Origin of the sequence: Elioraea tepida (assembly GCF_019203965.1) — a bacterium.
GTDB lineage: Bacteria > Pseudomonadota > Alphaproteobacteria > Acetobacterales > Acetobacteraceae > Elioraea_A > Elioraea_A tepida.
This window is the reverse complement of sequence record NZ_CP076448.1, coordinates 82,265-104,851: the sequence shown is the minus strand read 5'-3', so window position 1 is coordinate 104,851 and position 22,587 is coordinate 82,265. Positions and strand designations below refer to the sequence as shown.

Genomic DNA, 22,587 nt, shown 5'->3' with positions numbered 1-22,587 from the left:
TCTGGCGCCGCGCCACTCATCTCGCGCGGCCATCGGTGCGCACGATGCGCACGCGCTGCTGCCGGTCGCCGAGGCGCAGTTCGGCGGCGGCGAAAAGCCGGTCGACGATCATGAAGTTCTGGCGGACGCGGTCGTTGACGAGCTGCCCCTCGCCCTCCGGCTCGATGACGAAGAGTGGCGGCATCTCGCCCTGGCCGATGCGGCGCGGGAACTCGATGAAGACCTGGCGCCCGTCGTCGAAGGCGCGCAGCGGCCGCCAGGCAGGGCTGTCGCCCTCGATCTCGTAGCGGAATCGCAGCCGTGCGAGATCAAGCCCCTGCTCGACGGGTGCGGCGGTATTCTGCCGGCGCAGTGCGATCAGCGCGTCCTGCGGATACTGCGAGGAGACGAAGGCCATGTCGGTGCGCTCGGTCGAGCGCAGCTCCAGCAGATAGGTGCGGCGATCGGTGTTGATGATCAGGTTGGTTGTGAGGTCGGGCCGCGTCGGCTTGACGACGATGTGCACGCGGCGCGTGGGGCCGGTGCCGCTCTCGGTATCACCGATGATCCAGCGCACCGTGTCGCCGGCGGCGACGGGGCCGTTGCCGACCAGCGTCTCTCCCTCCTGCAGCATGATGGCGTTGACCTGGCCGGGCGCGGTGTAGACCTGATAGAGCGCGCCGGGCGTGAAGGGGTAGACCTGCACCGCGTTGATGAAGCCCGCGCGCACGGGCTGCACGCGCGCGGCGGCATTGGCCTGGTTGACCCGCACCGTGGGATCGTGCGGCTCGGGTGTGCGACGCGAGGGCGGGATGCGCTGAAGCTGGCCCGGCAGGGGCAGCGGCGTCGGCACCTCGACGATCTCCACGGGCCGCGGCGGCTCGGGGAGCTGCGTCGCCTGGATCGGCTCGTCGTCGTAGCTGATCTCGGGCGGGCGAAAGGCGCAGGCGCCGAGGGCCAGCAGGACAAGCGCCAGGGTAGGGTGTGCGTGCCTCATTGCCCGAGCTCCCGCGACCAGTTGATGGCGTGGACGAAGATGCCGAGGGGGTTTTTGCGCAGGCGCTCAGCGTCGCGTGCTGGCTGGACGACGATGGTGAGGATCGCTGTCCAGCGCTCGGTGCGCGCGAGTTGGCCGTTCTCGTAAGTTCGTTCGATCCAGGCGACCCGAAAACTGTCGTCGGAGGCGCGGATGACGCTGGAGACCTCGACCGCGACCTGCTGGCGCCCGACGCGGCGGAAAGGATCGCTGGCGCGCGCGAAGTTGTTCAGCGCCAGCGCGCCGCGATCGGTCGCGAAGTCATAGGCGCGGAGCCAGTTTCGGCGGACGATGATCGGGTCGGCGGCGATGCCGCGCACCTGTTCGATGAAGCGCGCGAGGTGCCAGGCGATCTGCGGGTCGGGCGGACGGAAGTTCGCGATCGCGGGGGCGACCGCCTGCGCCTCGCCAAGCCGGTCCACCTGCACCACCCAGGGCACGATCGTGCCGCGGGCGGATTGCCAGACCAGGGCGGCGGCGAGGCCGGCGATGAGGAAAAGCTCGCCCAGCGCCATGAGGCGCCAGGTCCGCGCCTGGACGCGGGCGGAGCCGATGCGCTCATCCTAGGCCTGGGCGGCGGGCTGGTAGGGCGTCTCGGGCTCGGGCGTGCGGCCGTAGCGGACGGAGGGGCGCCGAAAGGGAGACAATGACATCAGCGATCCTCCGACAGGCGGATGGAGGAGCCCGCGCCGCCGCCATCGCCGGAGCGGATGGCGTGTCCGAGGGTGGTGACGCCGTGGCTCAGCGCCTGGCCGCGCCGCATGCGGCGGGCCCAGGCGGGGGCGCCGGAGGATTGCGGGGGGTCCGCCGGGGGTGATGCGCCGCCAGTGACAGCCGCGCTGCCGGCCGCCTGGCTGGCACGGAGGCTTCCTGCCGCGCTGCGCAACGGGCTGATGGCGGCGGAACCCGCGGCCGTCACCACGCCCGAGGCGCCGCCGCTGCGGTAGGCCGTGCCGGTGTTGCCGAGCGCATAGGCCGAGCCCCGCGCGCCAGCGCCGATGGCAGACCCTGCCGCGCCAACGGCAGCCGCGCCCGTGCGCACCGCAGCGGCGCCGGCGACCATGGCCCCCCTGCCGCGAGCCCTGTGCCGACCGCCGCGCCCGCGCCGAGCTGCGGCCCGCCCGAGATCAGCCCGTTGGAGATGCCCGGCCCGAAGATCCCGAGCGCCAGCAGCGCCAGCGCCGCGAGGACGATGGACATGGCCTCGTCGATGGTCGGCTGGTTGGCGCCGAAGCCTGCGGTGAACTGCGCGAAGAGTGTCGAGCCGATGCCGATGATGACGGCGAGCACCAGCACCTTCACCCCCGACGAGACGACGTTGCCCAGCACGCGATCGGCGAGGAAGGCCGTCTTGCCGAACAGCCCGAAGGGCACCAGCACGAAGCCTGTGAGCGTCGTCAGCTTGAACTCGATCAGCGTCACGAAGAGCTGGATCGCCAGGATGAAGAAGGACAGCAGGACGACCGCCCAGGCGAACATCAGGATCGCGATCTGGACGAAGTTCGTGAAGAACGAGATGTAGCCCATCAGCCCGGAGACGGCCTGGAGCAGCGGCCGCCCGGCATCGAGGCCGAGCTGCGCGACGCGGCCCGGCTGGAGCAGCTGCTGCGCGGTGATGGTCGAGCCCGACGCGACCAGGCCGAGGCCCGCGAAGTGATCGAAGACGATTTGGGCCAGGAAATTCCAGTTGCCGATGATCCAGGCGAAGACGCCCACGAAGAGGGTCTTCTTGATCAGGCGGGCGATAATGTCGTCGTCCGCGCCCCAGGCCCAGAAGAGCGCGGCGAGGGTGATGTTGATGACGATGAGCGTCGCGGCGAGGAAGGCCACCTCGCCGCCGAGCAGGCCGAACCCGCTGTCGATGGAGCGGGTAAAGACGTCGAGGAAGCGGTCGATGACGCCGGTGCCGTTCATGGCACGTCCCGGGGTGTGTGGGGATGCGACGCCACGCCCACGGCTCAGCGGCCATGGAACATCTGCGCCGCGCCCGGCTGGTAGCCGACGCCCGGGGCGAGGAAACGGTCCAACTGCTCGCGCGCCTGCTCCTCGCCGCTGGCGACGCGGGCCGCCTCCAGCGCCTGGGCGCGGCCCTGCGCGGCGAGAAGGGCGGTGAGGTCGGCGATCTGCTGGGACTGCAGCGCGAGCAGCTGATTGCCCGCCTGCGCCGCCTGGAGTGCGCCGGTCGCGCCCTGGCTCTGGCCGATCAGCGCCTCGATCTCGGCGCGGGTGCCGGTCGGGTTACCGACCACCGTCGCCTGGGTGAGCAGCGCGTCCTGGAAGCCGGCCACCGAGGTCTGCCAGCGCTCGCGCGCATTGGCGAACATCTGCTGGCTGGAGCCGAGCGAGGCGGCGCTGCCATAGCCCTGGGTGAAGGCGCGCTCGATGTCGGTGACTTCGTAGGCGAGGCGCTGGGCGCGGGCGATCAGCTGCTGCGTCCGCGTGAAGGACTGCTGCAGCCGCATGAGCGAGGAGTAGGGCAGGCTCGCGAGGTTGCGCGCCTGGTTGATCAGCATCTGCGCCTCGTTCTGGAGCGAGGCGATCTGATTGTTGATCTGGTCGAGCGCGCGGGCGGCGGAGAGGATGTTCTGCGCGTCGTTCCACGGGTCGAAGACCGTCCACTGCGCCTGGGCGGGCGTGACCGCGACGGGGAGCGGCAGGGTGACGAGGGCCGCGCCGAGCAGCGCGGCGTGGAGCGGTCGGCGGATCATGGGGCGCTGTTCTCCGGAGGGTCGGGCAGAAGCTCGGCGGCCCAGTCGAGGCCGCGGCGCAGCAGCCAGGCGCGCGCGAAGCCGGCGCGGCCATGCGTGGCGAGGGTCGCGGCGATGGCGGCCTGGTCGGTCTTGGAGGACGCCGCGCAGAAGGCGAGCGCGACCTCCGACAGCCCCAGCTCGAAGAGCCGGTTGCCGCGGCGGGACTGGCAGTAGTAGTCGCGCTTTGGTGTCGCCCGGGCGAGGATCTCCGTCTACCGGTCATTCAGCCCGAAGCGCGCGTACATGGCCGCGATCTGCGGCTCGAGCGCGCGCTCGTTCGGCAGGAAGATTCTGGTCGGGCAGCTCTCGATGATCGCCGGCGCAATGGCGGAGCCGTCGACGTCGGCCAGCGACTGCGTCGCGAAGATCGTCGAGGCGTTCTTCTTGCGGAGCGTCTTGAGCCATTCGCGCAGCTGCGCGCCGAAGGTGACGTCATCCAGCGCGAGCCAGCCCTCGTCGACGATGATCAGCGTCGGCCGTCCGTCGAGACGCCGGCCGATGGCGTGGAAGAGATAGGCCAGCACGGCGGGGGCCGCGGCGGTGCTGATCAGCCCCTCGGTCTCGAAGGCCTGCACCTCGGCCTCGCCCAGCCGCTCCGCCTCGGCGTCGAGCAGCCGGCCCCAGGGGCCGGCGAGCGTGTAGGGCTCGAGCGCGCGCTTGAGCGCCTGGGCCTGGAGCAGCACGGCGAGTCCGGTCAGCGTTCGTTCGTAGGCGGGCGCAGAGGCGAGGCTGGTCAGCGCGGACCAGAGATGGTCCTTTACCGCGGGGTCGATCGCGACGCCCTCGCGGGCGAGCAGGCCGGCGATCCATTCCGCCGCGCAGGCGCGTTCCTCCGGCGCATCGATGCGCGCCAGCGGCTGGAGTGCGACCGGTTCGGCTCCGTCCCCCGCCAGCACGCCGCCGAGGTCGTGCCAGTCCCCGCCCATGGCGATCGCGGCGGCGCGGATCGAGCCGCCGAAGTCGAAGGCGAAGACCTGCGCGCCGGCGTAGCGGCGGATCTGGAGCGCCATCAGCGCCAGCAGCACCGACTTGCCCGCGCCGGTCGGGCCGATCACCAGCGTGTGTCCGACATCGCCGACATGCAGCGAGAAGCGGAACGGTGTCGCGCCCTCCGTGCGCGCATGGAAGAGCGGCGGGCCGCCGAGATGCTCGTTCCGCTCCGGCCCGGCCCAGACCGCCGAGATCGGCACGATGTGCGCGAGGTTCAGCGTCGAGATCGGCGGCTGCCGGACATACGCGTAGAGATGGCCGGGGCGGCTGCCGAGCCAGGCCTCGACGGCGTTCACCCCCTCGCGGATGACCGTGAAGTCGCGGGACTGGATGACCTTCTCGACCAGGCGGAGCTTGTCGTCCGCTGCGCGCGCGTCCTCGTCCCAGACCGTGACGGTCGCGGTCACATAGGCCCAGCCGGCGATGTCCTGGCCGAGCTCCTGCAGCGCCGCATCGGCATCGGCCGCCTTGTTGGCGGCGTCGCTGTCGAGGAGCACGCTCTGCTCGTTGGTCATCACCTCCTTGAGGATGGCGGCGATCGACTTGCGCTTGGCGAACCACTGGCGGCGGATGCGGGTGAGCAGCTTCTGCGCATCGGTCCGGTCGAGGCAGATCGCCCGGGTGCACCAGCGATACTCGAAGGCGAGCGCGTTCAGCTCGTCGAGGATCCCGGGGAAGGTCGCGCTTGGAAAGCCAGTGATGGTGAGCACGCGCAGATGCGCCTCACCCAGGCGCGGGGCGAGGCCACCCGCCAGCGGCTGGTCGGCGAGCAGCGCGTCGAGGTGCATCGGCGTCTCGGGGACGCGGACCAGGTGGCGGCGCGTCGAGACCGTCGAGTGCAGGAAGGTCAGCGTCTCGCCATCGTCCAGCAAGCGCGCCTCCGACACGAAGGCCTCGATCTGGTCGAGCACGCGGTCGGTGCGGTCGATGAACCCGCGCAGCGCCTCTCGGCCGGTCGCGGCGTCGACGCCCTCCGTGCCCTCGCAGAGCCAGCCCTCGGCACGGGCCGCGTCGTCGGCCGGCGGTAGCCAGGCGAAGGTGAGGATGTAGCTCGTTTCGAAATGCGCGCCGTTCGGCCGGGGTTCGCGGTGCGAACCCTGTTCGGCCTCACCCTCGAACTGGGCGCGGCGCTCGGCGTCGACCAGGGCCGAGACGGGGTCGGGGAAGGTGCTGGCGGGGTAGCCGCGCGCCGGGATGCGCTGCGCCTCCGCGAAGACCGCCCAGCCAGAGCCGAGGCGGCGCAGTGCGCCGTTCAGCCGCGCGGCGGTCGCCGCGAGCTCAGCCGGCGTGGCGCTGTCCAGGTCCGGGCCGCGGACGCGCGCGCTGCGCTGGAAGGAGCCGTCCTTGTTCAGCACGACGCCGGGTGCCACCAGGGCGGCCCAGGGCAGGAAGTCCGCGAGCGTCTGGGGCTTCCGGCGGTATTCGGCGAGGTTCAGCACCGCCGCCTCACGCGCGCAGCCAGGCCGGGTAACGCAGGTGACGGCGGACCACCTCGACGAACTGCGCCTCCCGACGCGCCGCCCAGACGGCGGCGAGGTGGCCGACCAGCCAGATCAGCACGCCCGCGACCCAGAGCCGCAGCCCGAGCCCGATCGCCGCGGCGAGCGTGCCGTTGGCGATGGCGACCACCCGCGGCGCGCCGGCGAGCAGGATCGGCTCGATCAGCGCGCGGTGCACCGGCGCCGAGAAGCCCGGGACGGGATCGGCCGGCGTGGCCATCAGATCAGCGCCCCGCCGCCGAACTGGACGAACGACAGGAAGAAACTCGACGCCGCGAAGGCGATCGAGATCCCGAAGACGATCTGCACCAGCCGCCGGAAGCCGCCCGAGGTATCCCCGAAGGCGAGCGTCAGGCCGGTGACGATGATGATGATCACCGCGATGATCTTGGCGACCGGCCCCTCGATGGATTCCAGCACCTGCTGCAGCGGCTGCTCCCAGGGCATGTTGGAGCCGGCGGCGTGGGCTGGGGCGGTGAGTGCCAGGCAGAGCGCGAAGGCAGCCGCGCCGGCGAGGCGCGCGGGCAGCGTGGATGTCATGGTGTGTCTCCTGTCGGGGTGAGGTCGTAGTCGCCGGAGGCGGTCAGGCCGCGGACCTGGGCGAGCTCGGCGAGCCGGCGGTCGGCGCCTCGGCTGGCGAGCACGGCGATGACGTCGATTGTCTCCGCGATCAGCGCGCGCGGGACGGTGACGACAGCTTCCTGGATCAGCTGCTCGAGGCGGCGCAGCGCGCCGAGGGCAGAGCCGGCATGGGTGGTGCCGATGCCGCCGGGATGGCCGGTGCCCCAGGCCTTGAGGAGGTCGAGCACCTCCGCGCCGCGCACCTCGCCGATGGGGATGCGATCGGGGCGCAGGCGCAGGGCACGGCGAACTCACTCAGACAGCGAGACGACGCCGTCCTTGCTGCGCAGTGCGACCAGGTTCGGCGCGCGGCACTGAAGCTCGCGCGTGTCCTCGATCAGCACGACGCGGCCGCCCTAGCGGGCCACCTCGGCGAGCAGGGCGTTGGTCAGCGTGGTCTTGCCGGTCGAGGTACCGCCGGCGACGAGGATGTTGCGACGTGCCTCGACGGCGCGGCGCACTGCGGCGGCCTGCCCAGCCGTCATGACGCCGGTGGCGACGTAGTCCTCCAGTGTGAAGACTGCGACGGCGGGCTTGCGGATCGCGAAGGCCGGGGCGGCCACGACCGGCGGCAGCAGGCCCTCGAAGCGTTCACCCGTCTCGGGCAGCTCGGCCGACAGGCAGGGCTGATCCGCATGCACCTCCGCGCCGACATGATGCGCGACGAGGCGGATGATGCGCTCGCCGTCGGAGAAGGAGAGACAGCGCCCCGTATCGGCCAGCCCTTCCGCGAGGCGATCGATCCAGAGCCGGCCGTCGGGGTTGAGCATCACCTCGACGACGGCGGGGTCCTCAAGCCATGCCACGATGCCGGGGCCGAAGGCCGTGCGCAGCATGCGCGCGCCACGAGCAGTCGTCTCGGGCTTGAGCGGATGCAGCGACATGCGGTCCCCGTGGTGGTGCCGCGGCAGAAGTGCCGCAGCGAGCGGGGATGATTAGAGAGCGGCAAGTCTGGGTGGGTTCAACAAGTCCAGCATGGGCGTAGCGGGGTGGCGTGTAGAGAGAAGCGGCTTCGCGAAACCGAACTCAGCCCACTTCGTCGCTCTCGCCTGCAAGCGCGCCCTCCGCGGTGCCCGCGACGTCGAGCGAAACCTCGCGCAGCAGCGTAGGCCCCTTCGACAGGCGCCGACCGAGAGCTTCGAGGAATCGCTCGTAGCGTTGCCCTTGGCCTGCGCGGCGGCATAGTGTGCCTCGGGGGGTGCCGGCACGGCGACCAGCCAGTGCCGGACGAAGAGCGCCAGCGTTTCGAGGCCAATGCCAGTGTCGCGGTTCAGCCGTTCGATCTGGCGGCTCATCCGGTCGAGGCGCTTCGCCATCACCGCCTCCATCCGATCCGGCGCGTCGGGTGAGAGGAATGACGCGATCGACGCCTCGGCGACGACGGAGAGCGAGCGGCGGCGCTCCTGCGCTTAGGCCTCGAGCTGCTTCGCGAGCTTCGGGTCCAGTAGACGGAGAGTCGGACTTTCTTCACGGTGGCGCATCAGAGCGAGATGCCGTCATCGGGGTCGAGCGCCGCCTGGCGCGCGAGATGTTCTGAACGAGTGGACGCGTGACTGAGCGGCGGCTGGCACTGACGACCGGCGCCGGAAACCTGCTGCTCGCCCCGTTCGGCGCCATGCCAATGTGCCATGGCGCGGGCGGGCTGGTGGCGCAGTACCGCTTCAGTGCGCGAACGGGCTCAGCGCCGGGCCTGCTGGGCGCGATCCTGCTCGTGCTTGGGCTCGGCTTCGCCGGGGATGCGGCGGCCTTGCTCGGCGCCATTCCACTGGCGGCCGTGGGCGCGTTGCTGGTCTTCGCCGGGGGTGACCTGGCCCTTTCGAGGCATTGATCGAGGCGCGGCCGGATTGCCGCCCGGCGATCGCCGCCGCTGCATTTGGGACGTTTGCCTTCGATCCGGCGATCGGCCTCGCGGCCGGCTGGATCATCAAGGTGGCGCGGCGCGCACTGCGCGGCGATCGTCGCGCAGCGGAGTAGATCAGCCCGGCCCGCGCTCCCCGCCATGGGTCGGGTCATCGCAATTGCCGTGGTCGAAGTCAGCCAGCGTCTCGATGATGCGGCATTCACCGATGACAGCGCCGGCGCAGCTTGTGGCCATGCGATCCAGCTCCGCGCGCAGGGCTTCGAGGCGGCGCAGGCGGGCGTCGATCTCGCGCATCTGCGCCGTCGCCAGCCGATTCGCAGCGCTGCAATCGGCTTCCGGGTGGTCGGCGAGGTCGAGCAGGGCGCGGATCGCCGCGCTGTCGAAGCCGAGCTCGCGCGCATGGCGGATGAAGCCGAGGCGGCGCAGATGGGGCTCTGAATAGGCCCGGTGGCCGCCCTCGGTGCGGGCGGGCGGCGGCAGCCAGCCTTCCTGCTCGTACCAGCGGATGGTGGTGGCCTTGACGCCGGTGGCGCGGGCGAGGTCGCCGATCGAATAGGCCGCGCTCATCTGCGCTTGCCGTTCTGCGCGTCGAGGAAGCGCGCGAAGGCCGCGAGTGCCTTCTCGCCCGCATGGTGCTCGAGGCCCTCGGCATCGGCCTCGGCCGTTTCCGCATCAAGGCCGACCGCGATGAGGAAGCGCACGACGAGCTCGTGCCGCGCCTTCGCCCGTGTGGCGAGTTCTGCCCCGGCCTCGGTGAGGAACAGGCCGCGATAGGGCCTTGTCTCGACAAGCCCGTCGCGCTGCAGCCGGGTGATCGTGTTCGCGACGGTCGCCTAGGAAACGCCCATGCGCCGGGCGAGATCGACCGCCCGCGCCTCGCCCTCGGCACAGAGCAGATCCGCGATCAGCTCGACATAGTCCTCGGCGACGGCGGTTCGGTCCGCTTCGCGCTGGCGCACGAAGCGGGCGGCCTGGTCATCCTCGGACGGCAGCGGTTTCAGGACGGTATTGCGACGCATGCGGTGCTTCGGATCTCCCAGCTTGAAGCTCTTGATAGCCCCACAATCACTCCGCAGCCTCTGCTAAGTTTTGGAGGCACGCCATGAACCCGCCGTCGGATGCCGCCGTTCCGCCGGTGGCGGGCACGCCGAGCCTGCCGGAGGTCCACCGCAGCGTCGCGGTGCTCAATGCCGCCGGCTTTCTGCGCAAGCTGTTCGCCTTCATGGGGCCGGGCTACCTGGTTGCGGTCGGCTACATGGACCCGGGCAACTGGGCCACATCGCTCGCGGGCGGCTCGGCCTTCGGCTACACACTGCTTGCCGTCGCGCTCACCTCCTCGCTGATGGCGATCCTTCTGCAGGCGCTGTGCGCGCGGATCGGCGTCGCGACCGGGCGTGACCTGGCGCAGCTCTGCCGGGAACGCTTTCCGAAGCCGGTCGCCTATCCGCTCTGGCTCTTCGCGGAAATCGCAATCTGCGCGACCGACCTCGCCGAGCTGATCGGCACGGCCATCGCGCTGGAGCTCCTGTTCGGCATTCCACTCCTCTACGGCGTGATCCTGACCGCACTCGACGCCTTCCTCATCCTCTGGCTCCAGAACAAGGGGGTGCGCTGGCTCGAGGCGCTGATCTTCGGCTTCATCGTGCTGATCTTCGGCTGCTTCGCTGTGCAGATCGCGCTGTCTGACCCGGAAAGGGGCGCGGTGCTGCGCGGCTACATCCCGGCCGCGAGCATCGTGAAGAACGAGACCCAGCTTTAGATCGCCATGGGGATCCTCGGTGCGACGGTGATGCCCCACAACCTCTATCTGCACACCGCCGTGGTGCAGTCCCGCGCCTGGACGATGGACGATGCCGGCAAGAAGGAGGCGATCAAGTTCGCCACCATCGACAGCACCATCGCGCTGTCGCTCGCGCTGCTGGTCAACTCCGCCATCCTGATCACCGCGGCGGCCACCTTCCACACCTCCGGCAATACGGAGGTCGCGGAAATCCAGGACGCCTACCAGCTGATGGCGCCACTACTCGGCAGCGTGCTGGCGGCCAAGCTGTTCGCCGTGGCCTTGCTGCTGTGCGGGCTGAACGCGACCGTGACCGCGACCCTCGCCGGCCAGGTGGTGATGGAGGGCTTCCTGCGCTTCCGCCTGCCGCCGGTGTTCCGTCGGCTGGTGACGCGGCTGATCGCGATCATCCCGGCGGTGGTGGTCACCTGGATATAAGGCGCCTCCGGCACGGCGCAGCTGCTGATCCTGTCGCAGGTGATCCTGTCCATGCAGCTGCCTTTCGCTGTGATCCCGCTCATGATGTTCGCGTCGGACAAGGCGCGCATGGGCGCCTTTGGCGCACCACGCTGGCAGGTCGTGACCGGCTGGGTGATCGCGGCGGTCATCGTGGCGCTGAACGTCAAGGTTCTGCTGAACGTGGCGCTCGGTGCCTGAGGGGGCCCAGGCGACGCCAGCGATGGTCACCCGGCCGGCACGCCGGCTATTCCGAGAGCCGGAGGACCGAGCGATGCCACCACGCCGTCAATTGATCGCTGCCGGCCTCGCCGGCCTTGTCGCCGCGCCCCTCCGCGCGCTGGCAGCCACTCCCCTCTCGGTCTGGCGCGACCCGAATTGCGGGTGCTCCACCGGCTGAGTGGACCACCTGCGCGCGGAAGGCTTCGCGGTGCAGGATCAGGTCGTGCCGAGCGTCGCACCGGTGCGCCGCCTGCTCGGCACGCCAGCCGACCTGCTCTCCTGCCATGCGGGCCAGGTCGACGGCTTCGTCCTCGAAGGGCATGTGCCGAGCGCTGCCATCCGGCGCCTGCTGGCCGAGCGACCCGCCGGGGTCCGCGGGCTCGCCGTGCCGGCAATGCCCGTGGGTTCGCCAGGCATGGAGGTGCCGGGACAGGCGCCGGACACCTACGACGTGATCGCCTTCGGCGATGGCCCGCACCGCCCCTTCATGCGTTTCGTTTGCAGCCGCCCGGCCTGACGGTGCGAAAAGAGGCTTGAACCTCTAGCCGCTGGAGGTTCCATACCGCTGTCCGGGATGACCGGACGGGCAACATGGGCGCGACGACGAAGCTGAGCTGGCGCGTGGAGGGCATGGATTGCGCCTCTTGCGTCGCCAAGGTGACCAAGGCCGTGGAACGCCTGCCAGGCGTGTCCGCCGTCGAGGTCAACCTCATGGCCGAGCGCCAGACGCTGGAACTTGGTGACGATGGCAGGGCGGAGGCCGTCGAGGCGCAGGTCGCGTCCCTCGGCTACGCCACCCGGCGGATGGCCGAGGCCGGCTCGGCGTCCGCGCCGCCGCCCGGGTGTGATTGCGGCCACGGCCATGGGCAAGACAGCCCCGGCGATCACACGCATGACGCGGCTCCGCCCCCGGCGCATGGCCATGACTACGACAGCCCCGCCGATGCCGGAAAGCCTTGGTGGCGGACCGGCAAGGCGATGCTGGTCTGGACGCTCGGCGCGCTCGTGCTCGGCGCCTACGCGCTCTCCCTCGTCCTGCCGGAGCGGCTGACCTACCCGCTGTTCCTCATCGCGACGCTGGTCGCCCTGGTGCCTTTCGGGCGGCGTGCCATCGCCCTGGCGCGGTCGGGCAGCCCCTTCAGCATCGAGACGCTGATGTGCACGGCCGCGATCGGCGCCGCGATCATCGGCGCGGCCGAGGAAGCGGCCGTGGTCGTGCTGCTGTTTGCCGCCGGCGATTTGCTGGAGAATATCGCCGCGGGGCGGGCGCGCGACGGCATCCGTGCGCTGGCCACGCTGATGCCGCGGGTCGCGCTCCGGCTGCGCGCCGATGGCACGACGGAGCAAGTCCGGGCGGACCGGCTCGCGGTCGGCGACCTGGTGCTGGTGCGCCCCGGCGACCGCGTGCCCTGCGAGCGGGTGATCGAGAATGGTGCCTCCGCCCTCGACGAAAGCCCTGTGACGGGCGAGAGCATCCCTGTCTCGCGCGGCCCGGGCGATGCCGTGATGGCCGGCAGCATCAACGCGGAGGGGGCGATCCGGGTCCGCGTGACACCCGCCGCGACCGACAACACCATCGCCCGCATCATCCGCATGGTCGAGGACGCGACGGCCTCGCGCGCACCGACGCAGCGCTTCATCGAGCGCTTTTCGACCTGGTGGACGCCCGGCGCGATGATCGTGGCACTGCTGGTGATCGTGATCCCGCCTTTCGCGCTCGGCTGGGACTGGTGGACAAGCATCTACCGCGGCCTCGCGGTGCTGCTGATCGCCTGCCCCTGCGCGCTGGTGATCTCGGTGCCGGCCGCCATGGCATCGGGGCTTTCGGCGGGGGCGCGGCGGGGGTTGCTGATCAAGGGCGGCGCGGCGCTCGAGACGATCGGCGGCGCGCGGACCGTCGCTTTCGACAAGACCGGCACCCTGACCGAAGGCCGCCCGCGCGTCACCGACGTGCTGCCAGCCGAAGGGCGCAGCGCGGAGGCGGTGCTGGCACTTGCCGCCGCGGTCGAACAGGGCTCCTCGCACCCGCTCGCCAAGGCGATCCTGGCCGAGGCGACCGCGCGTGGCGTCGATGTCCCAGCCGCCGAAGCACAGGCGGCCCTGCCCGGCCGCGCGGTCACCGGCACAGTGGCGGGGCTACGGGTGAGCATCGGCAGCCCGCGCCATGCGCGCGAATCCGGCGCCGAACTCGGTGCGCTCGCAGCGGCACTTGACCGGCTGGAGGGCGAGGGCAAGACGGTCTCGGTCGTGCTGGTCGATGGCGCGGCGGCGGGCTTGGTCGCCCTGCGCGACGAGCCGCGCGCGGATGCGGCCGCTGGCGTCGCCGCCATCACCGCACTCGGCGTGCGCCCCGTCATGCTGACCGGCGACAACCGCCGCACCGGCGAAGCCATCGCCATTTCCCTCGGCCTCGCCGCCAAGGCCGAGCTGCTGCCCGACGACAAGCTGCGCGAAATCGCGAAGCTGCGGGACCGGGGACCCGTCATCATGGTCGGCGACGGCATCAATGATGCGCCGGCGCTTGCCGCGGCCTCGGTCGGCGTCGCCATGGGCGATGGCACCGACGTGGCACTGGAGACGGAGATGCCGCTGTGCTCAAGGACCGCGTGACGGGCGTGGCCGAGCTCGTCTCGCTCTCGCGCGCGACCATGGCGAAGGTGAAGCAGAACGTCGCCGTCGCGGTCGGTCTCAAGGGCGTGTTCCTGGTGACGACGCTGCTCGGCATCACTGGGCTGTGGCCGACGATCATGGCGGATACCGGCGCGACCGTCCTGGTGACGCTGAACGCGCTGCGTCTGCTGCGCTGGGCACCGCACACATGACCCGCCCGGCAGATCCCGCCTTGCGCCGAGTGGTCGCGTTCGTCGCTGCGCTGAACCTGGGCTACTTCGGCATCGAGTTTTCGATGGCGCTGGCAATTGGGTCGGTTGCGCTGTTCGCGGACAGCATCGACTTCCTGGAAGATGCCTCAATCAACCTGCTGATCCTGGTCGGCCTCAGCTGGTCGCTTGCGGCCCGCGCGCGGCTCGGGATGCTGCTGGCCGGCGTTCTGCTCGTACCCGGTCTCGCGACGCTGTGGACGGCGGCGGAGAAGGTCTTGGCCGCGGAGGTGACGGTTCCCGACCCGTGGCTCCTGGCGCTCACCGGCGGCGGCGCCATGGCAGTGAACTTCATCTGCGCGCTGATGCTGGCACGGCACCGCGCGACCGGCGGCAGCCTGGCGCGCGCGGCGTTCCTGTCGGCGCGCAACGACGTGATCGCCAACATCGCGATCATCGGCGCGGCTCTCGCTACCGCAGCGACGATGTCGCCCTGGCCTGACCTGGTCGTCGGGCTTGGTATCGCCGCCATGTATGCCGACAGCGCCCGCGAGGTCTGGGAGGCGGCACGCCAGGAATCACGCGATCCGCGCGCGTGACGCCTTGGCCTGGCGACGGCTTCGGATGGTGACGTCGGGTTCGCACGACGACGTCACACGCTGCCGCAGCCATGCGCGGCAGTTCGAGGGACTGGCCGTTACTCTCGAGCCGGTGCCGCTCCTTCGCTCGCCTCCGACGCCAAAGCCGCACAAGGCGGCACCCTCTCGCCACCGCCATCCGGGGATCGAACCGTGAGAGCGACGGCGGTTCGCATCGGATCGCGCAGCGCCCAGGTAACCACGCGCCTTGACGGTAGCGGGTGGCTCCTCGCGCCGGGTTGCGGCGCGATTGCGGCGCTCGCCTTTGCCCCCATTTCACGTCTTGATCGCGCTTCCGGTCGCATTCGGCGGCCTGTGAAGGCATGACGTCAGTCGGCCCAAGCTGCATCGTCGGCGGAGAGAGGGTGGGCACCCGCTTCTGGCCGCTTCACCATGCGTCGATCATGTCCGCCCACTCCTGGAGCATGTGTCGACGCTGCGGCTCATACTCCGCCGTGTTGTAGACACCGCGCGACGATCGATTGTCCTCATGGGCAAGGCTTTTCTCGATCCAGTCGCTATTGAAGCCGAGCTCGTTCAGCAACGTCGCGCCAGTGCGCCGCAGGTCGTGCACCGTAAAGGCGCCCAACGGCAGCCCGCTGGTCTTCGCACGCCCCACAACCGCGTAGATGACGCGATTGAAGGTCGCACGAGACATCGGCTGGTCGGCCTCATAGCGAGAGGGCAGCACATAGGGCGAATTGCCAGCGCAGGTTTTCAGCGCAACCATGATGTCGAGTGCCTGTCGCGCGAGATAGACGTTGTGTGCCCGCGAGCGCTTCATCCGCTCCTTCGGAATGGTCCAGACAGCGTTCTCGAAATCCACCTCGTCCCAGGTTGCATCGAGCAGCTCGCTCTTGCGCACCATGGTCAGGAGAATGAGGCGGAGCCCGAGCCGAATGGTCGGCAGGGTTGCGACGTGTTCGATCTGGTTGAACAGGATGCGGATTTCCGACGGCGAAAGCGCGCGATCCTTCGGCATGAAGGTGGCGATTGATGCCGGCCCCACTTCGTCGGCTGGGGTCGCAACCTTCTCGCCATGCAGGATCGCGTGGCCGTAGATCTGTTTGATGATGTCGCGGACATGGATCGCGGTCGCCGGCGCGCCGCGCTCCTTCACCTTGGCGCAGAGCCCGCGCAGGTCGTCGGGCGTGATCTCCGACAGGAGCCTGTTCTTCCACGTCGGCAGGATGTCCCGGTCGAAGATCGCCTTCCGCATCGCCCGTGTGCTCTCGGCCATGCGCGCGCCGTCGAACCAGCGCTTTCCGGCGGCCGCAATGGTGGGTGCTTCTGCCGCGCGGCGCTTCGCGCGCCGCCTCTCCTGCGCGGGAGACTGTCCGCCCGCAACGGTCTTCCGAGCAACGAGGCAGCGCTCGCGGGCTTCGGCGAGCGTCAGTCCGCCAGGTCCGTAGGCGCCGAGGGTCAGCGTTTCGCGGCGCCCGTTCAGCCGATAGTCGTAGCGGAACGAGATCGCACCTGACGGCAGGACCGCGACATACATACCGTCACGGTCAGCAACTTTGTGCGATTTCCTTTTGGTTTCAGCCGCTTGAGGGCGATATCGGTGAGCATGACGCCCTCCTCAGCGCATACGATACGCCCCTCCCCAGGGTTAGGGATACCGTCAGAAACGATACCGTCAGTCGTGCGAAAATCACCAATCAATTCAGCGTATTGGGTGCAAAAATCGGGATTGCCGTTGATCGACCTCCAGGCGGGCAAATCCGAGAATGCCGGCGCTGCCTGAAAGACGATACCGTCGGCGATGCCGTCAGATCAACGCGCTTGCGCGCGATAGATCGCGAAGCACTACACTAGGAATACCCGATGAATTTAGCTCGTTAGATCAGTTCGAACGATAGGTGGCGAACCATGCCGAAGCCTATCGCATCACTCCCACTCGATCGTTCCGGGAGGTTTGGAGGTGATGTCGTAGGTCACGCGATTGATCCCCCGCACCTCGTTCACGATCCGGTTCGCGACCCGCATCAGGAACCCCATGTCGAACGGATAGACGTCCGCCGTCATGCCGTCGGTGCTCGTGACGGCGCGGAGCGCACAGGCGTGGTCGTAGGTGCGCCCATCGCCCATCACGCCGACCGTGCGCACGGGAAGCAGGACCGCGAACCCCTGCCAGATCGCGTCATAGAGCCCCGCCGAGCGGATCTCCTCGAGGAAGATCGCGTCCACCTTGCGCAGGAGCGCCACCTTCTCCCGCGTCACCTCGCCCGGAATGCGTATGGCGAGGCCCGGGCCGGGGAAGGGGTGCCGGCCGACGATCGCTTCAGGAAGCCCGAGCTCGCGTCCCAAAGCGCGCACCTCGTCCTTAAACAGTTCGCGCAGCGGCTCGAGAAGCCGCATCCGCATCCCCTCCGGCAGGCCGCCGACATTGTGATGGCTCTTGATCGTCACCGACGGCCCGCCGGTGACGCTCACGCTCTCGATCACGTCCGGATAGAGCGTTCCCTGCGCGAGGAACTCCGCCCCGCCGAGCTTCGCCTGCTCCTCCTCGAACACCTCGACGAACAGCCGACCGATCGTCTTGCGTTTCTGTTCCGGATCGGTCACGCCCGCAAGCGCATCGAGGAAGGTATCGGACGCGTCGCGGTGCACGAGGCGGATGTTGAACCGATCACGGAACGTCGCCACCACCTCCTCCGCCTCGCCCTGGCGCATCAGGCCATGGTCGACGAAGATGCAGCTGAGCTGGTCGCCGATCGCCTCGTGGATCAGCACCGCGGCAACGGAGCTGTCCACGCCGCCCGAGAGGCCGCAGATCACGCGCCCCGTGCCGACCTCGCGGCGTATCCGCGCAACCGCCGCCTGGCGGAAGCTGGCCATCGTCCAGTCGCCCGAGCAGCCGGCGATGCCGTGGGTGAAGTTGCGCAGAAGCTGCGCGCCATGGGGCGTGTGCACCACCTCGGGGTGGAACTGCACCCCGTAGAAGCGCCGGTGGTCATCGGCGGTCACGGCGAAGGGGGCACCTTCGGAGACGCCGACCACCCGGAACCCCGGCGCGAGCCGCGTCACCCGGTCGCCATGGCTCATCCACACCTGCTCGCGCGCGCCCTTGGCCCACACGCCCTGGGTCAGGGCGCATTCGTCGATCACATCGACGAAGGCTCGGCCGAATTCGCGATGGTCCGAACTCTGAACCTCGCCGCCGAGCTGGGCCATCATCGTCTGCTGGCCGTAGCAGATTCCGAGCACGGGAACGTCGAGCTTGAAGACGATCTCGGGGGCGCGCGGCGAAGAGCCCTCGGTGACGGAGGCAGGGCCGCCCGAGAGGATGATCGCGCGCGGGGCGAAGTCGGCGATCCGCTGCGGGTCAACCGAGTAGGGCCAGATCTCGCAATAGACGCCGCTTTCGCGCACGCGACGTGCGATCAGCTGCGTGACTTGGCTGCCGAAGTCGAGGATGAGGACGCGCTCCGTCATGGCGGACCGAGTACAGGATTTCGCCGAAAAGGGAAGCGGCGCGGCCTGCGCAGCCTGGCGAGCAGGACCCAGCGCATCCAACAGCACGCCATCGCCGTGCAAGGGAAGCGGCGCGGGGATGGGCCGTCGGAGCGCTACTGGTCCGCCGTCGGCGCGGTGGCGGCGAGCAGAACCGTGATCGGCTCCCACAACAGGCCGATCTGCATCACCGGCGCGCCGGCGAAGCGGATGATCTGCTCGGCGACCGGCCGACCGCCTAAGCGCTGGTAGAACCAGCGGGCGGGATTGTCCTTCAGCACCCACAGCATGACGGAGCGGCAACCGATGGCGTTGAGATGGGCAGCGAGAGCCCGCATCAGACGCCGCCCCACGCCGCGCTCGCGCCAGTCCTCGAGCAGGTAGAGCGTCTCGATCTCGCCTGCTTCGCGCACGCCGGAACGGGCGCGGCCGCCGGAGGCGAAGCCGACGACACGCGGAGCGCCGTCATGCTCGGGGCTGTCGGCGCCGGTGGCGACGGCGACGAACACCGCGTGCCCAGGTGCGGGAACGGCAAGCAGGCGTCGCCACTGCGCCGACTGGCGCGGGGCGGACATCGCAGCGAGATAGTCGGCCGGCAGGATCCCGGCATAGGTGGACCGCCACACCGCGACATGCGCCTCGCCGATCGCGTCGGCATCGGCAGGGCGGGCGCGGCGGATCGCGATCACGCCGCACCACCCTCGAGTGCGGGGCCGCTGCGGCGCAGCACGGCGGCGAAGAACCCGTCGGTTCCGTGGCGTGCCGGCGTGAGCGAGAGGAACGGTCCCTCGCAGGGAGGGGCGCCCTGCGCGACCGCGGCCCACGCTTGCGCAAGCGGCACGATCTCGAACGACGGATGGCGACGACGGAAGGCGTCCACCTGCGCCTCGTTCTCCTCCACGAGCACCGAGCAGGTAGCATAGACCAAGGTGCCGCCCGGTTTCACCAGCCGTGATCCGCGATCGAGGATCGACGCCTGCTTGGCGACGAGCTCGGCGAGATCCTCCGCGCGGAGGCGCAGGCGCGCATCGGGGTTGCGGCGCCAGGTGCCCGTTCCCGTGCAGGGTGCATCGACAAGAACGCGGTCGAACCCGCCAGCGGCGCGTTTGGTCCACTTCTCGCCGGGTGCGAGCAGGCGTCGCTCGACATTGCCGACACCCGCGCGGCGGAGCCGTTTCACAGCGGCATCGAGACGCCCGGGGTTGACATCACAAGCGACGAGCCTGCCGCGATTGCCCATCGTCGCCGCGAGGGCGAGCGTCTTGCCGGCCGCGCCGGCGCAGAGATCGATCACGCGCATGCCCGGCCGCGCATCGGTGAGGAGGGCGACGAGCTGGCTTCCCTCGTCCTGGATCTCGACGAGGCCCTCCCGGAACGCCGCCGTCGCGGTGATCGGCCGGCGCCCCTCGACGCGCAGGCCCCAGGGAGAGAGCCGTGTCGGCACAGTGGCGATGCCTTCGGCGGCAAGTGCGGCGCGTGCCTCTTCGCGCGTCGCCTTGAGAAGGTTGGCGCGAAGGTCGGTCGGTGCCGGCGCGTCCATCGCCGCCATCTCGCGCTCGAGCTCCGCCCCGAACCGCGCCGCCAAGCGCGGCAGGAGCCACTCGGGAATGCCGAAGCGGACGGCGTCAGGGGGCGCCTCGCCCGCCGGCAGGGCGGCGAGGCGAAAGAGCGCCGCGCGTTCGCCGCTCGTGAGCGGCTCGGGGCCGCGGCGTGCCCCAGAGAACAGCCCGGCCACGGCATCGGGGGAGAGGCCCTCGGCGAGGAGCTGAGCGAGCATCCGCGTGCGCGGGGTGATCGGCGCGTGCGCTCGCTCGAGCGCCCAGCGCAGCCGGGCCTCCGACCGCAGCATCGCCCAGAAGCGTTCGGCGATCGCGCGTCGGTCGCTCCCGCCGATGAAGCGTTTTGCGCGGAAGAAGGCGTTCACCACCGCATCGGCGGGCGCGGCGGGTGACGCCTCGGTCGCCTCGATCAGCTCGATTCCCGTCTGGATGCGGGCAGGCGGCGTCACGGCGGCGCGTCCGCCCCCGCATCAGAGGCCGTCAGCGCGCTTGCGGTGCTCCGACGGCCTTTCCCGGCGCGCTCCGTCGCGCGGGCATCGTCACACCGCATCATGAGCGCCTTGGGCCTCACCGCCACGGCGCGTGCGGGCGCGCTCACTGCTCGAGCCGGTAGTTCGGCGCCTCACGCGTGATCGCGACGTCATGCACGTGGCTCTCGCGCAGGCCGGCACCGGTGATCCGGCGGAAGCGCGCGTTCGTCTGCAGCTCGGCGATCGTTGCCGCACCGACATAGCCCATGCCGGCGCGCAGGCCACCAACGAGCTGGTGGATCACCGCCGCCACCGGCCCCTTGTAGGGCACGCGCCCTTCGATTCCCTCAGGGACGAGCTTCTCCGCCTCGCCGACATCCTGCTGGAAATAGCGGTCGGCGCTGCCCTTGCGCATCGCGCCGATCGAGCCCATGCCGCGATAGGCCTTGTAGGAGCGCCCCTGGTAGAGGAACACCTCGCCGGGGCTCTCGTCGGTGCCCGCGAACAGGCTGCCGATCATCACCGCGTCCGCCCCGGCGGCGATCGCCTTGGCGATGTCGCCCGAACTCCGAATGCCGCCATCGGCGATCGCGGGAACGCCGCGGGCGTGGCAGGCCTCAGCCGTCTCGAGAACGGCGCTGAACTGCGGCACGCCGACTCCGGCGACGATCCGGGTGGTGCAGATGCTGCCCGGCCCGATGCCGATCTTCACCCCATCCGCCCCCGCCTCGATCAGCGCCAGCGCCGCCTCAGGTGTCGCGACATTGCCCGCGATCACCTCGACGGCGTTCGAGAGGCGCTTGATCCGCTCCACCGCGCGGAGCACGCCGCCTGAGTGCCCGTGCGCGGTGTCGACCACGATCACGTCAACCTCCGCCGCGACGAGCAGCTCCGCGCGGCGGAGGCCGTCCTCGCCAACCCCGGTCGCGGCGGCGACGCGCAGCCGCCCGAGCTCGTCTTTCGATGCGTCGGGATGGGCGGTCGCCTTCTCCATGTCCTTAACCGTGATCAGACCGACGCAGCGATAGGCGTCGTCGACGACGAGAAGCTTCTCGATCCGGTGCTTGTGCAGAAGCCGCCGCGCCTCCTCCGCGCCCACGTGCTCGCGCACCGTGACGAGGTTCTCCCGCGTCATCAGCTCGTAGACCTTCTGGGCCGGGTCCTGCGCGAAGCGCACGTCGCGGTTGGTGAGGATGCCGACGAGCCGGCCGGTGCCGCGCTCGACCACGGGGATGCCGCTGATCCGATGTGTGGCCATCAGCGCGCGCACCTCGGCAAGCGTCTGGTCGGGGTGGATGGTGACGGGATTGACCACCATGCCGGATTCGAACTTCTTCACCTGGCGCACCTGCGCCGCCTGGTCCTCTGGCTCGAGGTTCTTGTGGATCACGCCGATGCCCCCGGCTTGGGCGAGCGCGATCGCCATCTGGCTTTCGGTGACCGTGTCCATCGCCGCGGAGATCAGCGGCAGGTTCAGGCCGATGCGGCGGGTCAGCCGGGTGGCGACGTTCGTCTGGCTCGGCAGGACCTGTGAATAGGCCGGGACGAGCAGGATGTCGTCGAAGGCGAGCGCCTCCTCGATCACGCGGCGGTCGGCAGCGCGCGCGGCGGCGGCCGGCGTGGAGGCGGGCGTCGTGTCGGGAGCCATGGCGGGAACCTCTCGTCCGCAACCTTGGCGGCGTCTGGTAACCCGCCGGGGGTTGCGCCGCAAGCGAAGAAGCCGCGCGTGACGCGGAATTCAGGGGCGCGCCGTCAGGCGCCGCCCGGGCGGAACCCGGTCGCGACCACGTAGGTCTCGGCGCTCTCCTTGCGGCTCGCCGGCGGCTTGGCATGCCGGACGGAGGCGAAGTGCCGCTTGAGCGTGGCGAGCATGCCGCGCTCGGACCCGCCCTGGAACACCTTGCACACGAACGCCCCGCCCGGAGCGAGAACCGCGAGGGCGAGCTCCATCGCCGCTTCGGCGAGCGCGACGATGCGGAGATGGTCGGTCGCGGCATGGCCGACCGTGTTGGGAGCCATGTCGGACAGGACGAGATCCGCCCTGCCGCCGAGTGCCGCGATGGCTCGCTGCGCGACCTCGGCGTCGGTGAGGTCACCCTGAAGGAGGGTCGCGCCCGGCACGGGCGCCGCGGGCAGGATGTCGACCCCGACCACCGTTCCTCCAGCGCCGGCGCGCTCGACCGCGACCTGGGTCCAGCCTCCCGGGGCGGCGCCGAGGTCGAGCACCCGAGCGCCTTTTCGGATCAGCCGGAACCGGTCATCGAGCTCGATCAGCTTGAACGCAGCGCGGGAGCGGTACCCCCTCGCCTTCGCCGCCTGCACATAAGGATCGTTTAGGTGACGCTGCAGCCACCGCGTGCTCGCCGGGTCACGCCTCCGTGCGGAACGGACCGTCACGGTGAGCTTCCGTCCGGCCCCGCCGGCAGCGCCGCGGCCGCGCCGCGCCATCGC

The 22,587-nt window shown here is 70.3% G+C and carries 19 protein-coding genes and 4 pseudogenes; 6 read left to right on the top strand and 17 right to left on the bottom strand.

From position 1 onward, the window contains the following. Positions 1 to 16: 16 nt before the first annotated feature. The 8 genes and pseudogenes from trbG to trbB form a co-directional block, all read right to left on the bottom strand. Positions 17 to 976 (bottom strand): P-type conjugative transfer protein TrbG, encoded by a 960-nt coding sequence (gene trbG, locus KO353_RS00495; RefSeq protein ID WP_218285854.1) that lies wholly within the window; start codon positions 974 to 976, stop codon positions 17 to 19. Beyond that, positions 973 to 1,668: pseudogene (gene trbF / locus KO353_RS00490) on the bottom strand (conjugal transfer protein TrbF). Before trbF ends, trbG begins: the two are co-directional and overlap by 4 nt. A gap of 262 nt (positions 1,669 to 1,930) precedes the next feature. Further along, the gene (trbL, locus tag KO353_RS00485) at positions 1,931 to 2,929 is read right to left on the bottom strand and encodes a P-type conjugative transfer protein TrbL (RefSeq protein ID WP_235691956.1); all 999 of its coding nucleotides are present in this window, start codon (positions 2,927 to 2,929) and stop codon (positions 1,931 to 1,933) included. Between the two features lie 44 nt (positions 2,930 to 2,973). Continuing rightward, positions 2,974 to 3,723 (bottom strand): P-type conjugative transfer protein TrbJ, encoded by a 750-nt coding sequence (trbJ, locus tag KO353_RS00480; RefSeq protein WP_218285853.1) that lies wholly within the window; start codon positions 3,721 to 3,723, stop codon positions 2,974 to 2,976. Then, a pseudogene (gene trbE / locus KO353_RS00475) lies at positions 3,720 to 6,194 on the bottom strand (conjugal transfer protein TrbE). Before trbE ends, trbJ begins: the two are co-directional and overlap by 4 nt. A gap of 7 nt (positions 6,195 to 6,201) precedes the next feature. Continuing rightward, on the bottom strand, positions 6,202 to 6,474 hold the full coding sequence (locus KO353_RS00470; protein ID WP_218285852.1) for a VirB3 family type IV secretion system protein: 273 nt from the start codon (positions 6,472 to 6,474) through the stop codon (positions 6,202 to 6,204). Beyond that, entirely contained in the window at positions 6,474 to 6,794 is a 321-nt protein-coding gene (locus tag KO353_RS00465; protein WP_218285851.1) for a TrbC/VirB2 family protein, read from the bottom strand. The genes KO353_RS00470 and KO353_RS00465 overlap by 1 nt, the downstream gene beginning before the upstream one ends. Beyond that, positions 6,791 to 7,759, bottom strand: a pseudogene (trbB, locus tag KO353_RS00460) (P-type conjugative transfer ATPase TrbB). Before trbB ends, KO353_RS00465 begins: the two are co-directional and overlap by 4 nt. A gap of 665 nt (positions 7,760 to 8,424) precedes the next feature. On the opposite strand from trbB, the gene KO353_RS00455 reads away from it, so the two are divergent. After that, positions 8,425 to 8,703: a putative sulfate/molybdate transporter gene (locus KO353_RS00455; protein WP_218285850.1), complete on the top strand. Its 279-nt coding sequence runs from the start codon at positions 8,425 to 8,427 to the stop codon at positions 8,701 to 8,703. Positions 8,704 to 8,850: 147 nt separating this feature from the next. Here KO353_RS00455 and KO353_RS00450 read toward each other — a convergent pair whose 3' ends face one another. The 3 genes from KO353_RS00450 to KO353_RS16935 form a co-directional block, all read right to left on the bottom strand. Further along, positions 8,851 to 9,303, bottom strand: a complete 453-nt coding sequence (locus tag KO353_RS00450; RefSeq protein ID WP_218285849.1) for a MerR family transcriptional regulator — start codon at positions 9,301 to 9,303, stop codon at positions 8,851 to 8,853. Next, positions 9,300 to 9,500 (bottom strand): iron dependent repressor, metal binding and dimerization domain protein, encoded by a 201-nt coding sequence (locus tag KO353_RS16940; protein WP_407928218.1) that lies wholly within the window; start codon positions 9,498 to 9,500, stop codon positions 9,300 to 9,302. Before KO353_RS16940 ends, KO353_RS00450 begins: the two co-directional genes overlap by 4 nt. A gap of 69 nt (positions 9,501 to 9,569) precedes the next feature. After that, on the bottom strand, positions 9,570 to 9,755 hold the full coding sequence (locus KO353_RS16935) for a hypothetical protein (RefSeq protein WP_407928204.1): 186 nt from the start codon (positions 9,753 to 9,755) through the stop codon (positions 9,570 to 9,572). Between the two features lie 83 nt (positions 9,756 to 9,838). Between KO353_RS16935 and KO353_RS00440 the strand changes: the two are divergent. The 5 genes and pseudogenes from KO353_RS00440 (at position 9,839) to KO353_RS00425 (ending at position 14,612) form a co-directional block, all read left to right on the top strand. Then, positions 9,839 to 11,173: pseudogene (locus tag KO353_RS00440) on the top strand (Nramp family divalent metal transporter). Between the two features lie 199 nt (positions 11,174 to 11,372). Continuing rightward, the gene (locus tag KO353_RS00435; RefSeq protein ID WP_235691955.1) at positions 11,373 to 11,711 is read left to right on the top strand and encodes a DUF411 domain-containing protein; all 339 of its coding nucleotides are present in this window, start codon (positions 11,373 to 11,375) and stop codon (positions 11,709 to 11,711) included. A 74-nt stretch (positions 11,712 to 11,785) separates the two neighbouring features. Beyond that, positions 11,786 to 13,804 (top strand): heavy metal translocating P-type ATPase, encoded by a 2,019-nt coding sequence (locus KO353_RS00430; protein ID WP_328774484.1) that lies wholly within the window; start codon positions 11,786 to 11,788, stop codon positions 13,802 to 13,804. Then, positions 13,786 to 14,016: a hypothetical protein gene (locus KO353_RS16815; protein WP_328774483.1), complete on the top strand. Its 231-nt coding sequence runs from the start codon at positions 13,786 to 13,788 to the stop codon at positions 14,014 to 14,016. The genes KO353_RS00430 and KO353_RS16815 overlap by 19 nt, the downstream gene beginning before the upstream one ends. Further along, positions 14,013 to 14,612, top strand: coding sequence for a cation transporter (locus KO353_RS00425; RefSeq protein ID WP_218285848.1), 600 nt, complete (start codon positions 14,013 to 14,015; stop codon positions 14,610 to 14,612). The genes KO353_RS16815 and KO353_RS00425 overlap by 4 nt, the downstream gene beginning before the upstream one ends. A gap of 427 nt (positions 14,613 to 15,039) precedes the next feature. On the opposite strand, the gene KO353_RS00420 is transcribed toward KO353_RS00425, so the two are convergent. The 6 genes from KO353_RS00420 to KO353_RS00395 all read right to left on the bottom strand — a co-directional run bounded on the left by KO353_RS00420 (position 15,040) and on the right by KO353_RS00395 (position 22,584). Then, complete coding sequence (locus KO353_RS00420) at positions 15,040 to 16,152, bottom strand: tyrosine-type recombinase/integrase (protein ID WP_456236920.1); 1,113 nt, start codon at positions 16,150 to 16,152, stop codon at positions 15,040 to 15,042. A gap of 389 nt (positions 16,153 to 16,541) precedes the next feature. After that, the gene (gene guaA / locus KO353_RS00415) at positions 16,542 to 18,089 is read right to left on the bottom strand and encodes a glutamine-hydrolyzing GMP synthase (RefSeq protein ID WP_218285847.1); all 1,548 of its coding nucleotides are present in this window, start codon (positions 18,087 to 18,089) and stop codon (positions 16,542 to 16,544) included. Between the two features lie 134 nt (positions 18,090 to 18,223). Then, positions 18,224 to 18,796, bottom strand: a complete 573-nt coding sequence (locus KO353_RS00410; RefSeq protein ID WP_218285846.1) for a GNAT family N-acetyltransferase — start codon at positions 18,794 to 18,796, stop codon at positions 18,224 to 18,226. Next, on the bottom strand, positions 18,793 to 20,115 hold the full coding sequence (locus tag KO353_RS00405; RefSeq protein ID WP_218285845.1) for an RsmB/NOP family class I SAM-dependent RNA methyltransferase: 1,323 nt from the start codon (positions 20,113 to 20,115) through the stop codon (positions 18,793 to 18,795). Before KO353_RS00405 ends, KO353_RS00410 begins: the two co-directional genes overlap by 4 nt. Positions 20,116 to 20,260: 145 nt before the next feature. After that, entirely contained in the window at positions 20,261 to 21,784 is a 1,524-nt protein-coding gene (gene guaB / locus KO353_RS00400; RefSeq protein WP_218285844.1) for an IMP dehydrogenase, read from the bottom strand. Positions 21,785 to 21,888: 104 nt separating this feature from the next. After that, complete coding sequence (locus tag KO353_RS00395) at positions 21,889 to 22,584, bottom strand: RlmE family RNA methyltransferase (protein WP_218287193.1); 696 nt, start codon at positions 22,582 to 22,584, stop codon at positions 21,889 to 21,891. Between the last annotated feature and the right edge of the window lie 3 nt (positions 22,585 to 22,587).

Excerpts from the sequence above, each read along its gene's own strand:
- KO353_RS00450 (WP_218285849.1), bottom strand. The coding sequence starts at position 9,303 with ATGAGCGCGGCCTATTCGATCGGCGACCTCGCCCGCGCCACCGGCGTC.
- KO353_RS00420 (WP_456236920.1), bottom strand. The coding sequence starts at position 16,152 with ATGTATGTCGCGGTCCTGCCGTCAGGTGCGATCTCGTTCCGCTACGAC.
- KO353_RS00465 (WP_218285851.1), bottom strand. The coding sequence starts at position 6,794 with ATGACATCCACGCTGCCCGCGCGCCTCGCCGGCGCGGCTGCCTTCGCG.
- trbG (WP_218285854.1), bottom strand. The coding sequence starts at position 976 with ATGAGGCACGCACACCCTACCCTGGCGCTTGTCCTGCTGGCCCTCGGC.
- KO353_RS00430 (WP_328774484.1), top strand. The coding sequence starts at position 11,786 with ATGGGCGCGACGACGAAGCTGAGCTGGCGCGTGGAGGGCATGGATTGC.
- KO353_RS00425 (WP_218285848.1), top strand. The coding sequence starts at position 14,013 with ATGACCCGCCCGGCAGATCCCGCCTTGCGCCGAGTGGTCGCGTTCGTC.
- guaA (WP_218285847.1), bottom strand. The coding sequence starts at position 18,089 with ATGACGGAGCGCGTCCTCATCCTCGACTTCGGCAGCCAAGTCACGCAG.
- trbL (WP_235691956.1), bottom strand. The coding sequence starts at position 2,929 with ATGAACGGCACCGGCGTCATCGACCGCTTCCTCGACGTCTTTACCCGC.
- guaB (WP_218285844.1), bottom strand. The coding sequence starts at position 21,784 with ATGGCTCCCGACACGACGCCCGCCTCCACGCCGGCCGCCGCCGCGCGC.
- trbJ (WP_218285853.1), bottom strand. The coding sequence starts at position 3,723 with ATGATCCGCCGACCGCTCCACGCCGCGCTGCTCGGCGCGGCCCTCGTC.
- KO353_RS00470 (WP_218285852.1), bottom strand. The coding sequence starts at position 6,474 with ATGGCCACGCCGGCCGATCCCGTCCCGGGCTTCTCGGCGCCGGTGCAC.
- KO353_RS16935 (WP_407928204.1), bottom strand. The coding sequence starts at position 9,755 with ATGCGTCGCAATACCGTCCTGAAACCGCTGCCGTCCGAGGATGACCAG.
- KO353_RS00395 (WP_218287193.1), bottom strand. The coding sequence starts at position 22,584 with ATGGCGCGGCGCGGCCGCGGCGCTGCCGGCGGGGCCGGACGGAAGCTC.